The organism is Deltaproteobacteria bacterium (assembly GCA_026129095.1).
Lineage (GTDB): Bacteria > JAGRBM01 > JAGRBM01 > JAGRBM01 > JAHCIT01 > JAHCIT01.
In genome coordinates this window covers 89,382-104,128 of sequence record JAHCIT010000002.1, presented here as the reverse complement: position 1 = coordinate 104,128, position 14,747 = coordinate 89,382, and the positions used below count along the sequence as shown (strand labels likewise).

Genomic DNA, 14,747 nt, shown 5'->3' with positions numbered 1-14,747 from the left:
CTTCAGGGGACAGTCGTTCCGCCATTGGCCGGGGGATCGGCGGCCACGTTGTGAAATACGCCGTTACGGAACGAATAGGTTGCCAGCCGTCCGTCCGGTTCAAGTATCTCCACGCGGATGCTGTCGTCGCGCAGGGTGCCGGTTACCGAAAGCACCTGTCCCAGCGCTGGCCTGTTTCCCGGTGCCGGTCCGCCGCGGCCAAGCATGCCAATCGGTGTTTCCCGGATCGTGAATGCCGCGTCCCGCTCGCCTGCGCCATGCACCATCGCGAGCACCGCGTACCGGTTCACGTTCCCCGTAAGCCAGGTTCCGGTCACAAAGTAGAGAGACTGGCGCCCCTTCTGGAAGCCGATGATATCCATCCGGGCTGATGACCGCCGCCGGAGCAGATCGCGGTAGAAATCCCGCTCGGCCCGGCAGGCTTCCGCCTCGCAATCGAGATCAGGATCGCCTTCCTGGAGCTGCGACAGTGCGTCCTCGATGCTGAACAGGAACGAACCCTCCAGCATCCGCTGGATGTGGTTCACCCGCCGCCGGGGCAGATCCGGCTGGACTGGGACCCAGCCGTCACCGGCGGCGGCCAGTGTCTGGATAACCCCGTGCCGGGGCAGTTCCCGCAGGCTGCCGGCGGCGGCCAGCCGGACTGCCGGGTCCGGATCGTACCGGAAAACACCGAGAAGCCTGGATTCAAGGCCGCCGGTAACTGATGCCGCAGCCACCGCCGCCAGGCGCTCGTCAGCGGTTGGGGCAGTCAGTCGTTCGCGCAGGGAATCGCCCAGATCCTGACGCCGGTGCATGCGGATTGCTTTCAGGGCGGCAATCCGGCTTTCCCTGTCTTCCGAGGCGAGCAAACGGGCCAGTTCCGCACGGGCTTCATGCGACGGCACCGAGCCCATTGCCATGATGGAGGCAAGCCGGATCTGGGGCTCCTGCGACTGCTGCTCCAGCCGGATGAGCACCGGCAGGATATCAGTGGCCCCGCTTCGGCCCAGAAGCTCGGTGGCGGCGAGGCGTTCCGCCTGCGTCGAGTCCGGCGCCTCAAGGATCGCCAGCAGGCGGCCGTCCGAGTCGTGTGGCGCAGACTGCTGGAACTTGGCGCGGTAACGGCGGCGGACGGTTTCGCTTGAGGCCCGCACGTATCCGTCAAAGTAGTTCTGGAAAGTATCCCGCCGGAACAGGGTCCACAGGCCCGACAGCACTCCGAAGTAGACCAGCGTAGTGATCAGGGCGAGGCCTGCCGGCGTGACCCGCCAGGCAAGCCGGGAGGGGGGAGGCGAATCGGACGGGTGGGAAGTTGTGGCCGGAGAGGTCATGCTTGCGCAAGGGAACCCGATGGAGCGAGCCAAGGCAAACGGAGACACAGGGAGGCCGGACGGAAAGGCGGGGTTTCGCACGTGGATGGCGTTTGCTGTTGGACTGGTTGCGGGTTTGAGCCTGTTCGCAATTTGGGGACGGAGCAGTGGTTCGCCGCGCCGCCTGACGCCCGAAATGCCCGTTCAGGCCGCTTCACAGCCGGCGGAATCGCGGCTGGGCGAGGTGGAGGCGGCGCTGGAACGGTGCTACCGCGACCGGGAGACGCTCGTGCAGGGCGTTTCGGGCTGCATCGACGACGGGCAGGCGACCGAGCAGAAGCTGCGCAGGCAGCTCGCCCTGGCCCAGTCCATTTTCGAGGGTTTCCTGGAGACAGCTGGTGCCGGTGCGGCTGCGCCACTGGACAACCTGGCACGTGGGCTGGTGTCGCTCATCATCGTTCACGGCCGGAATGAACGTGTCAGCCGCTGCACGGGCTATCTTGTCCGCCGCGGTGACGACGTTCGCCTCTATACGGCCGGACACTGCGTGGCCGAACTGAAAGGTGAGGGATGGGTTCATCTGGTTCGCTACCGGTACGATCCCCTGAACGCCCTGCTGGTGCCGGAGCAGGCGCCGGCGCTGGTCGTGTTCGAACATACGGTTTGCCGGAGAGACGGGCTGGAGAATCCGGCAGGACGTCTGGGTGGCAGGGAAGGGGTTCTGGATCTGGCCGGCTATGAACTGGTGCGGGGCGGGCTTCCCTCGCGGTGCCTGGAAATCTCGGCCACCCGGGAGTCGGGGACCGGCGCTCCGCGGATTTCTCCGGAAGCTGCGGCCCACCGGCTTCTTGAAGATGCCCGTCCCGGCGCTGTCCGGTCACCTGCTGAGTTCGATCAGGTTCATTTTGCCGTTCACATGTGCCGCCGCCCGCCGCAGGCCCAGGGTGAGTGCATGAGCGCCACCGACGCCTGGGTATACGTTCCGGTGGTAGGAACAGTGATCGGACGGTCCGGTGCCCAGGACGCAATTCCCTTTTTTGTGCTCAACCAGCGTGTGCGTCCGGGGGATTCGGGAGGCCCGGTCATCTCGCTTGACGGATCGCTCGTGGGGCTCGTCTCGGCCACACATTTGGGGAAATCGCTCTCGCTTTTCACGCCGGTGGCCGCCGTTTGGGACTGAAACGGGCATCTGACGGAATGCGTCAGATGAATGTGGATAACTTTATTGGCTACTCGATGCCGAATCACGGATTTTGGATAATAAGTGCCTTGTCACGTTTTGCATCAACAGTGAGCCTGGAAGTCCGCTGGAGTTCCGGGTAGTTGGTCGAGGTATTGCGCGGCTATAACGCGATGCGCTGTCTGGCGTGTCCGCCCGCCCGGACACGCCTCACCCGAATGAGGCGCATCACGTTGAAAACAATCGTAAAGCCGGGCAGTTACGGACGGTTAAATCCTTTGCATCGTTGATGTTCCCTCCTTATAATTCCTTTTAATAAGTCAGCCGAAGGTCTGTGTTTTGTTCTGCAACAAGCACAGCCCTGTTTGCGACTGGACCGAGGCGGGACTTCCCCGGCGATGGTGCCTTAAATGGTAACCGTGCCGGCATGTGTGCGAATACGGAAGCCGTTTTAAGGAGCACGAACATGGACGCGAAGAACAGAACAGCCGGACAGCACAGTGGATGCGGAACCGGCGCAGATGGAGCGCGGACCTGCTTCGTGCGGGTGAAATCAGGAGCGACTATGCGGACGATCATCGGGGCAATCAGAAACAGCGCGCTGGCGATGGTGCTGGCATTGGGAGCCGCCGCCTGCGGCATGGGGCAGCAGGGTGAGCATGACGCGCAGGACGAGGCGCAGCTCGTTACCCGGGCACCGGAGACGGCGGGAAGCGCGATCGACATCAAGAACGGCAGCGACACCATCGGCACGATCAGCGAACCCCAGTACAACGTATCCAGCGGCAATGTCATTCCGCTGAATACCGTGTTCGACACGCTGACAGTGGGTGGTGCCATGACGGGCGCTGCCGTTCAGTCGGCGGGCAATCCGCATCTCGCGAATGCCATCCGTGTGATCGCCTGGCTGGACCGTCCGCCGTACAACAACACCACGGGCGGATCATTCGGCACCGAGGACCGCCGCATCTTCGATACAGGCAATACCTATCAGAATGATACTACTGACGGCGTTTATACCGGCGTCCTGGCGTGTCCGGCGTTGGCGACGGTTCCGGCTTCATCGGCTGGCGCGCTGGGTGTCGGCGGTGATCCCGCCGACCTGAATGCTGCTCTCGCCAACTGCCGAGGCTCACGGATTCTCGCCGCTTCCGGACAGCGCCAGTGGAACGCCTCTCCAGCCGTCGACCTGACAGTTGATCCGGCGGTGTCCGGGGATACGCTTCACGTGATCCGCGTGGAGTTTTTCCGTTGTGCAAACTCGGCGTGTACGCTGGGTTCGGAAGTCCGGATTGGCACGACACTGAACTACTGCGCGGGCAACTGCGACCTTCCGTTCGCCGCGCCGGCAAGTCCTGATGTGGGCGACCTGCTGGTAACGCGCGATTCGATCCCGCCGCATGTCCTGAACACCGCCTTCACGCGCGCCTTCTGCGACATCACCGTGGCGAACTCCGTCTTCAATGCAGGCGAGAGTTTCGTCATCGCAGGCCGCACCTACACTGTCGGCACCCACTTCCAGGATGCATCGCCCAACAACGCGGCGAACCAGGAACTGGTGGCGCAGCGGATCGTGGCGGCGGTCAATGCCGACCAGTTCGCCAATAACGGCAGCGCCGTCACCAGTTTTACCGGAGGCAGCACGGTTTTCCGTGTCTGGTCGCTCGTGCGTGGCGCGGCCGGCAATGCCATTACAGTGCAGGATGAAAGCAGCGGCGTGACCAACAACCTGACGGGCTGCGGATTCACTAACCCGTCGGGCGATGTGCGCAATCTTACCGGCGGAGCGGACGGCACATCCATCGCTTCGCCGCTGATGGTGGGCGATTTCCCGACGCAGCTTCCGTTCGGACCGGTGGGCTACATCCAGCATTTTGCCGATCTGGACGTGAGCGCGGGCGGCACGACGGCCTCCTCGACCAAGAAGAACTTCGCCGCCCTCAACGTGGCCCAGAACGACCTGCTCGTGATCCAGAGCGGAGTGAACGGCGGCGATGTCCGCCGTATCGTGCCGGCGCTGCCGAGGGCCGGCGCTCCCTTGAGCACGATGAACCTCTCCCACCCCCTGACCGCTGCGGGAACGGGGGTGTCGTACGGTATTTATCACGCCGACGTCCAGCAACTCCGGTTCCAGACGTCCGGAACCACCACCAAGGGCCAGAGCTTCGCGGAGCGCAATCATGGCTTCGTGAATCAGGCGACCGTTTCCGGCGTGATCTGGGATGGCACGTCTGTCGCACCGCCGCAGGGCGCGGCGACACGCGAAATCACGAATGGCGCGGCTGGTGGTGCAGATGACGTGCTGCTCCGGGCCAATGCACCGGGGGCATGGGGCAACCAGCTTACCGTGACCAAGACCGTCGGCGCGGCCGCCGTCACGATCGGGGGCGCAAACAATCTCGACATCACGGTGACCTTCCCCGATGCCACACCTGCCCAGACAGTGGTGAACCTCATCAACAACCATCCGGGCGCCCGCAACCTGGTGACCGCCCAGTGCTCGATCCAGCCTTGCGCGGGCAACGCCGTCAGCGGCGGCGTCGCCCTGGCCAGCTTTACCGGCGGCAGGGGATCGAACGTCACCAGCGTGACAGTCAAGTCCACCAACACGCAGACATCGGTCACGAGCGAGACCACGACCATGATCTCGCGGAGCGGCACGGTGGGTACTCCCACGCAGATCGTCGTGGACGATTCCGGCGTCACGGACGATGCGATCCGGTTCCATGGTCCGGCGGGCGACACGACACGCAATGGTGCGACGGTTTCGTACGTGCTTCCCGGAGCAGATTTTACGCGCCAGAGCATTACTGTGGCGGGAACGCCCGGAACGGTCACGGTGAACCTGGAGCGCACGTCGGGTGCCACGGCCCGTTCGACCGCCGAGGAAATTATCGATGCGGTCAACAACGGAAACTACGCGACCCTGTTCACGGCCGGTGCTGATGCCAACGGCCGGGTCCGGGTCCGGGCGAGGGCGGCCGGGACCGACGGAAACAGCATCCAGGTTGCGTACGTCAACAATGCCACCCCCAGCGTCGTCGTGTCGGGAACCGCGCCGAATATCGTGGTGACGGTGAATACGCCCATTCCGGGCACCACGGCCACTGCTGTGGCGAACATGATCAATACCAGCACCGATGCCTCCCAGTGGGTCTATGCCAGCGTTGCCCGTGGCACGACGGGCGCCTCCAACGTCTCGGCGTTTGCGGCGACCAATCTGGCTGGCGGCACTGCCTGGAATGGCTGGCTGAAGGCGATGACTGCCCGTGGCGATACCGGCGCGGGTATCCCCACCGTGGCGGCGACGCCCGCCGCGGCGGTCATGCGCGGCGCGGCGGCGACCGGCGCGCTCGTTTCCAGCAACCCCAAGATCATCGTGGCGCCCTACTGGGGCGGCAACTGTAACCCGAGCAACGTGACGCTGAACCACGAAAGCATTGGCACTTCCTTTGCCGCCATCTGCTACACGGCCGTGCTGGATCTCACCGAAGGCAACACCGTCTTCGAGGTCCGGGCGAACGACGCTACTGGCAACGCCACCCGCGACGGAAGCTCCTGCACCTCGGCGGGCGCCACCGATCTTTGCCACTACCCGGCGACGACCAACCTCATCGTGGACCGTACTCCGCCGCAGCTTCTGTCGCAGTACGGAAACGGCACGCTGGCGGCCACCGGTTTCGAGAGCCAGAAGGTATGGGCCCAGGGCGCCACAAATCCCGGTGCGGGTGCCTACCAGACATTCGCCTCAACGGTGGCGATCCGCGGCCTTGTGAAGGATTTTGTCCCCGGCACCATCACCGTGGACGATACGACCTCGCGGGATTCGGGGCGCACCTACGTGCGTGTGCAGTCCGACTACCTGGGTTACGACTCCTTCGCCATTTCGGGCGGTACCGATGCCCGTGGCAGCCCGATCCCGGCGACCGACGCGGATGTGACGGCGCCCTCTACCGCCGACCGCGGTTACTATCACTACGACAATGTGCCGCTCCGGCCGGGCGGTATTACCAGCTTCACGGTCACCGGATGGGACCAGGCGGGCAATTCGGCCACCCACAGCTTCACGGTCCAGCACTTCGAGGCGGCCACGACGACGCCCCCGGCGTTCGCGCTGGACTGCATCGTGGATAACGTCCCGCGCAACGCTGGAGGCACCCAGATCCTCGCCTGCGAAATGGACGACTTCACGCCGAACACGAACTCGCCCATCGTGATCCGCACGCAGGCTCCTGAAATTGGCGGTGCCACGGGTGATCCGTGTGAAAACGATCCGAGCGCCAACGGACGCTTCGGCGACTGCGGTGCTCCGAGCGAGCAGACCTCCGCGCTGACCTTCTCCGGCCTGCCCACGGGGACCATTCCGCCGCTCAGCCAGACGATCGTCTCGGCCGACCGGGTATCCTTCTCGGGCCGTTACCTGACGCTGGAGGGCCTGCCGCCCACGGTGCTGGTCAACGGCAGCGGCGGCGTGTTCACGAACTTCGACATCATGCCGCGCGATTCGGCCGGTTCCAGCGACGTGCTGGGCACGGTGGCTTCGGGCGGCGGCGGCACGAACCAGATCGTCACCGGCACGGCGGTCACGAACCTGAACCTGCGGCCGGGCGATGCCCTCTCGCTTTCCTCCCTCGATCCGAACCAGAGCTCCAACGTGGGCCTGTACCAGATCGAGGGCTGCACGACCAATGCCGCCGGAGCCTGCACGGGCACCGGCCTGACACTGAACCGGGTGCTGTCGCAGAGCGCGACGGGCATGTTCTATCAGGCCGCCTGGATCTGGATGGCGAACAACCTCGTTGTGCCTGCCGAAGGCGTCAACACCTTCTCGTTCAAGGCCACCGATGCGCTCGGCAATGAGCGGAACTACTCCATTCCGGTGCTGCGCGACACGCAGCCGCCCGCGATCGTGATCCAGGGCATCTTCGTGGATCCGTCGTCGCTCGACCCGGTGGAAATGCAGTCGGTCAATCCGATCGTCTTCATCACCGACTCGTCCATGTTCTTCGGTACGTCGGTGTCGAACCCGCGGTCCTACATCAGTGTCAAGCGGAGCGATTCCAACGGTGAAGGTCTTGTCTACTCGGTCACCACTGGCGCAAGTCCGACGGTATTCACCAGCACGACGGCGACCAACGCCTGCCGCAGGGCGGTCAACGAGTGTGTCGGGCGTGAAGTCCGGTTCCTCACGACCGGCGGCGGTTCCGCCCAGAACCTGGGTGTGACCCGCTCTATCACGGCCTCGACCGTCGGCGGCCAGATTACCGTCAACCCCGCCTATCCGCAGAACGTTCTCGTCGGCGATACGTTCGTGATCGTCCCGGCGACCGAACACTTTGCATACACGGGCAGCGGCGTGGCCGAGGGCGCCAACCGGGCCTCCAGCCTGGACAACGCCGACAACACCGCCGGTGTGGGCTATAGCTGCACGGCCGGATCGGCCCTGAGCGGCGTCAACGCGCTCGGGCAGGCGACCGCGGCGACGCGGGCGGCACCCTTGGGCGTCCAGCCGCTGACCTGCGACTTCTCCTGCACCAACAAGGACGGGAATCCCAACAACCAGTGCACTCCTGGCAGCCCGCTGACCTACGAAATTGTCTCCTTCGCCGTGGACCGCGGCAACCGGAGCAGCACGGCGCAGGCCTCGTTCTCGCTGGTTGAATCCACGGCCGGCGCCCTTCTTGGCGGCGCGCTTGGAGTGCTGTCGACCAACCCGGCGCTGGTGAGCGCGCTCAGTGACTCAACCGGCCTGCGTACCCTGGCGCTGGACCAGGTTTCGACGTCCGGTGTGCTCTACAACCTGAACTACCGGATGGCGACGCTGCTGGGTGATCCGAACCAGCCGATCAGTGCGACGGTGAACACGCGCGCGAATTTCTATCTGGATTCCCGCGACAAGTTCGGCAGCCTGCTCGGCACGGTGCTGACCGATCCGGACGGTTCCGGCTCGGCCCAGTCCACGGCCGTCACGCTGGCCAACGTAGTCCGCATCCTTCTGGATAACGGCGTATTTGACGATGTCCTCCCGATTCTGGACGACACGCGGATTCTGGACCCCAAGGCCCGGACCAACTTCCCGAGCGGACCGGATCAGGGTGATGCCAGCAAGATGTCGGACTTCATGGAGAAACTGCTCCGGGATCCCAACGAAACAGGTGCCGCCTGCAATGTGGGTCCCCATGCCCAGGAAGCATACACCTGCTTCGCCAACGCGGGCCCGGTCAAGGAAACCTTTGACGCCATCAAGGCGACACTGGACTACGGCGATTCGCTGCGGATGAAGAACGCCTCCACCCGGCCGCGCGTTTCCGGCACCAATGCCGTGCTGACAGCGACGACGGTGACCTCCGCGACCGGCAGCTTCCAGCCGGTCGGTGCGGTTCCGACGTCGGTCGTGAACGTGCAGCCCGGCGACATCGTGACGATCACGCAGACGGGAAGTTCCTGCAACACATCGACGGCTGAAGTGGTGTCGATCACCAGCAACACGGTGCTGGTGACGACGAACTGGTCAGCCAACTGCGTGACCGACTGTGGCGGCGGTTGCGAGTTCAGGATCACTCCTCCGGCAGGTCCGGCGCTCAACGCCGTGATCGAGCTGGCCGACATCATGCTGTTCGCCGACCTTGACGCCGACGGCCGCGGCGGCGAGCGCGAGGCGATCCAGGGGATCCTGCACCTTATTGAAGAGGGTATGCGGAACATTTCCAACGGCGCGGAAACGACCTACGACCGTATTTCGCTGCTCTGTCCGGCCAACGACGGCGTAGCTGATCCGTGCGCCGCAACCGCCACGACGGCCGCCCAGATGCTGAACTTCACGCGGGGCCGGAACATCCAGGGCTCGCTGGACCTGTTTGCCGAGCTGGCCGACAACAACGATGCCAATGACGGTACCGAGTTCGTCTCGCAGGTGCTGAACCTCGTCAACTTCCTCCTGCAGGAACACAACGATGCGGGCGATCCGGGCGGTCCTCCCAAGGGCGCCACGAACATCGAGGCCAAGAGCTTCATCGCCAAGGACATGTTCCAGAACCTGCTCCAGGAGCCGAGCTTCACCAACCCGAACCTGGTGAGCATGACCTCGCCGACCACCCGCCAGAACACGCGGCTGAACCTTCTGCTCCGCTCCATCGCGGCGCTGTCCTACGACCGGACGCCGGTGACGATCAATTTCGGCAGCCCGTCGAACCCGACCGCCGACAACGCGATCGAGGCGACGCTGTCGCTGATTCATACGCTTGCGAACGACCCGGACGACAATCCGCGCGGCTGCGGAAACCCGGCCTGTGGTGTGCTTGTCCCTCCCGGATCCAACGAGCAGAAGTCGATCATCGACAAGCTGGAAACCCCGCTGGACACGCTCCTGCAGGATTCCCGGTTCCCGACCCTGCTGCTGAACCTCAGCTCGGTTCTGGATCCCGGGTCCGGCATCTCGGACTTCACGGCCTTCCAGTACACCGGGAACATCTCCGAGCAGCCCTTCACGACCACGCTCAGCCCGAATCCGTACACGGTGAACCCGCCGCTCCTGCGCGTGCTGATGGAGTTCAGCAAGTCGCGGATCGACGGCAACCTGAACGGCACCTTCGATACCGGCGAAAAGACGCCGGTAGACGTGACCGTGGACGCGCTGAACGTCCTCCTGACGCCGATCGGCACGGACACTGGCGGCGAGGATTTCGATCCGGTGCTCCTGTCGGTGAATACCGACGTCTGCCGCGAGGCGTGGTTCCAGGGCCGCACGCCCATGGAACTCCTGCTGGATATCGTCGCGCAGCTCGCGCAGCCGGCGACCAAGGATCCCAAGGATTACGACTACCGGAACCGGACGCTGCCGGATTGCCATGCGACCGTGGCTGAAGGCGATCCCAAGTCCGACAACCGGACCTATATCCGCATCATCCTGGACGCGCTTACGGATGATCCGGATACCGACGATGACAACTCCACAGCGGCAACGAACAGCGTCGTTGCGCCCAATGCGTTCTCGATTGCAGGCGGTGACGCCAGCAACGTGAATGGCTGGGACGACGTGACTCCCGGCGTTACAGCCGGTTACCGTGCCGGAAACCGGGCGTTCCACAACAATATCACGACCGGTTCCTGCTCGGGCGCTGCCCCGTCCGGAACCCGGAAGGCGAACGCGGGTGACGGCCTTGCCGTGCCGCAGCGCACGCTGGACATTTTGCCGGAGATTCTCAACACGCTGACCCGCTACGGGTTCAACAACAGCGACCAGCTCACCTCGATCTTCGCCAACTGCGTTGGCGCGGCCTGCGAGAAGAACAACGGCTACCCGACGGGCACCCAGCGCTGGCTCTCCGGCCAGCGGATGATGATCGACCTTGGGCTCATCATGGACCAGCCGATCCAGATCGGTGGCGGCACGACCGGTATCGTGAGCTTCGAGCAGTCGCTCACCCGCGAATTCATCGAGGCCATCGCCAACCTGACTTCGACCCAGGCTGTGAACCAGGTGGTGCTGCTGTTCGACCGGATGACCGAGAGTATCGCTCCGGTGACCGGCACCCTGAAGATCCCGAATCCCGAGGATGTCACCCGGTCAACCTCGCTGATCCGGGCGCTGGCCGATCCGGACGGGGACGGGGACCCGCTGCCTGACGGCATCGTGGACGACCTCGTTCCGCTCATCCAGGCGATTTCGGCGGCCGGCATGACCCAGCAGGTGCTGGATCTGCTCCGTGCGGTGCGGGCCTGCGGTGTGGATATCCCCTCCGGCGAAAAGGATGTCCGTGGCGGCGAGCTGCTGCTCCAGGCCGAGGACGTCACCCTGACGATGCTGGACGCGTTCTCGGGCGCCCTCAAGGACACGGCCCTTGGCGGCTATACGCCTTCCGATCCCACGCTTGCCGGTGGCACGGCACCCAGTACCGATGGTGCCGGCCTCTGCCCGCAGGAAGGGCCTGCCCCAGGCGGCCCGGGTCTCGCTGGCGGCATTCTGGACAGCAATCCGAACGGCGCCACCAGCGCGAGCTATCCGGTGAATCGCGGTGTCATTACTGCTGGTGACGACCTGCGTGTGTTCGTCGAAGATAACGAAGGTGGCATCGGCGGTGTTGCCAACAACTTCCGCGTATTCGCGGGCAACTGGGCCAGCGCGGTGAACAGTACTGTCGGAGCCGCACCTGCGCCAACGGCAAGCGTGTTCGCTGGCAGCGGGCTAAGCGGAGTCGCGGGCGACTACGTTGGCTCCCTGCTGACAATCACCTCCGGAGCTCTCATCAACCGTTCCCGGGTCGTTACGGCCTATAACGGGACGACGCTGACGGTAACGCCTCCGTTCTCGGCAGTTCCAGCCGCTGGCGTGACCTTTACCATTGTCGCGCCGAGCCGCCGGTTCGGTCAGCTGGGTGTCGGTGTCAACGGCTTTGTCTGCGTGGTGCAGACCTTCACGCCTTATGACGAAGCGTGCGGTGTGATTCTGTCGAGTGACACAGCCGGGACAGCGCCCTATCACAATGGCACTCCCAGCACGACCGGCGGATATCTACGGTTCAACAACACGACATCCGGAAACCTGGGCAACGTGGTCGCGCTTGCCATGGGCGGTTGCGACCAGCGCAACCCGGCAGGCTTTACCAGCGGCGGCAAATGTTCCTACCGCATCCGCCAGATGCGCGAGCCCTACAACGGCTGCGTCGGAGGTGTCGCCTTCGGCGGTACCGGTTTCGGCGTACGGCTGTCGTCCTCTGGCGGCCTGGATCCGATCCAGACCAACAGCTTCCGGGATTCGCGGCTGGACCTGATGCTCCGGCAGCTCAACTTCCTTGCCGACGGTGGCAACGAAGTGAACCTGACCACGTCATCCTTCAGCCGCCGTCTGAGCAACCTGATCAATACGATCGGGACGCCCGATACCCTGCTGGCCAAGCCGTCGATTCTGTCCACGTTCATGTTCGGCGTGGCGGGTCCGTCCTCCGGCGAGACCGGCCCCCTGCAGGCGCTCCTGAACGATTCGGCGGCGCGTAGCGCGCTCGCCGGGACGCTGAACCTGTTCTCGCAGACAGCGGCTGCCGTGGCCGTTCCGGGCGTGAGCGGCGAGGATCCGCTGGACCGCTTCCCGAACTTCATTGCGGCATCAGGCTGGGCCGAGCCGGCCGGGGCGAACTGTATCAACAGCGCCACCACCTGCGATGGCAACGGCATCCACGACGCGGTGGACTACCAGTTGCTCGCGGTTCAGGGGCTGCTGGCCATACTGGGCGACCAGGACGGCGCGGACAACATTTCCGGCATCAACGGCACCGCCAGCGCGGCGAGGCAAGGATGGTCCGATGACCCGGGGGTGCTCTTCCGCGGCGTTTCGCAGATGTTGCAGGAGAAATACATCAGCAATCTGGTGCCGGGGCTTCAGATCATTTCCGAGGCGACGACCGCGGTGCCGATGAGCGCCATGGACGTCCGGGCCAATCCGGAAGCCGCCAACGCCCCGCTGATCAGCAACAAGATCGAGGCGAAGGCGCTGTCGCGCATTACCCGCCGGACCGCCAAGTCGGTCAACGGCGGCGAGGAGGGCGTGTGCGGCGAGTGTAACTGGCCGGCTGCTTCGTTCCCTGCCGCACAGGGCGGCATATTGGCCAACCTCGGTGCGGCGCCCAACGGCGTCTATGAAGGCCCCATACAGGGCCTCGTGAAGACGGTTTTCGGCATTCTGGACCAGTGGGAGTCGAACCGCGATTACGATTCGACAGCCGGTGTTCAGCCGCCGTTCGGTGCGACGGCCAGTTCGAGTCTCAATAACCGCATGGAGCGGAGCCGCTTCGTGGCGATCGAGGATCTCGTTGGCACGCTGACCGGCGCCACAGGAGGTCCGAAGCACCTGAACAAGGCGCTCTCCATCCTCTATGACATCGTGCTGGATACATCCGCTGGCCCCACTGTCGACCGCAGCATCAACAAGATCCTGTCGGTTCAGGTAGGCCTCGCACAGCGCGGGGTGGTTGATCCCCTGAATACCAACAAGTCGGCGCTCGACGTGGTGGCCGACTTCATCAACACGCTGGTGGAAGACCCGACCGATTGCGATGCTGTCACCAACGGGTTCCAGCGCGGAAGCGGGACCAGCACCCTGCCCCAGTGCGATATCGGAAGCGCCAACCACGTGGCCAACCCGAACGCGGTGTTCCGCGACGTGGGACCGCTCGTTGAGCGGCCCATCCAGCCGATCCTGGATCCAACGGCCTTTACCAGCCTGTCGCAACTGTTTGCCGGTGGCGACAACTCGAAGATCACCGGTGCGCTGCCGTTCCTGGCTGCCCTGGTGCGCGATTCGTACACCAAGGAGATCCAGAACAAGCCGCCCACCGGAACGGCAACGGTGGTTTACCGGGGTATCGAATACTCGGCCGGCGTGCTGATGGCTGACGCCCTGTTCGCCGACATCCAGGATCTGATCCCGGATGAGGACGAGAACCGGTACGACCCGCTGCTCACCGATGACATGAACCGGAACGGCCGGCTCGATGGAGCCAGCGTGACGCTGGCCGGCTTTGGCTCATCGGCGGCAGGCCCCTGGATGTCGATTTTCGATCAGGCAGCGGTGGCGGCCTGTATCATTGCGAGTCCGGGCGTTTGTCCGCACATCGAGGTTGATAACATCGCCTTCGACTGCTCGCCCCGGCAGGGCACTCCGAACGGAACGGTGTTGCAGAACTGCACGGCCGCCAACGGAACTCCGCTGGCCAACGGAGTACCGAATGCCAACTTTGCCGACCGCCGTCTCCAGATCGGCTTTACGGCTGCCGACGGAGGGGTGACGATCGGAAACGTGAACGGCATCAATGCGGCCTTCTTTGACGTCCTGGCCGACCTGATCGCGCTTGAGGACTACACGCGGATCGTCAACAACCAGCTCCCCCGGACCAACACCGGCCAGACTATGGACCACTATACGGCCCGGGCTTTGGGTGTGAAGTCGGTGGATCCGGCGTTTAACGACATGATCACGGCGCTGGGCGACCTACTGCTGCAAAGCAACCAGTAGCGCATCGCGTCATCACTGTAATGGCCATTTGCGGGCCGTCAGCCGGATAGCGGCTGGCGGCCCGTAAAACTTGGTTAAGTGTGTCCTTCCGGTTGCCCAAACCCCCGGAGTTTCAGGGTATTCTAGCCTGCAAGACCCGCAAGACCGTGCGGCTGCTTGTAGCCGGGCGAGCGTGTGGCGTGGTGACGGATTCAACGGTCCGTTTCCCGCCCTGTTTGCCGGGCTGAAGTGGTTTTCCGGACGGCCGTGCGGGCCTGGAACGAACGAA

3 protein-coding genes are annotated in these 14,747 nt (G+C 64.3%); 2 read left to right on the top strand and 1 reads right to left on the bottom strand.

Annotated features, from left to right (window positions below):
* Nucleotides 1-2 precede the first annotated feature (2 nt).
* The gene (locus tag KIT79_02905; GenBank protein MCW5828244.1) at nt 3-1,313 is read right to left on the bottom strand and encodes a HEAT repeat domain-containing protein; all 1,311 of its coding nucleotides are present in this window, start codon (nt 1,311-1,313) and stop codon (nt 3-5) included.
* A gap of 115 nt (nt 1,314-1,428) precedes the next feature.
* On the opposite strand from KIT79_02905, the gene KIT79_02900 reads away from it, so the two are divergent.
* Together KIT79_02900 and KIT79_02895 are read left to right on the top strand one after the other, a co-directional pair.
* The gene (locus KIT79_02900) at nt 1,429-2,472 is read left to right on the top strand and encodes a hypothetical protein (GenBank protein ID MCW5828243.1); all 1,044 of its coding nucleotides are present in this window, start codon (nt 1,429-1,431) and stop codon (nt 2,470-2,472) included.
* A gap of 466 nt (nt 2,473-2,938) precedes the next feature.
* Complete coding sequence (locus tag KIT79_02895) at nt 2,939-14,479, top strand: hypothetical protein (protein MCW5828242.1); 11,541 nt, start codon at nt 2,939-2,941, stop codon at nt 14,477-14,479.
* Nucleotides 14,480-14,747 lie beyond the last annotated feature (268 nt).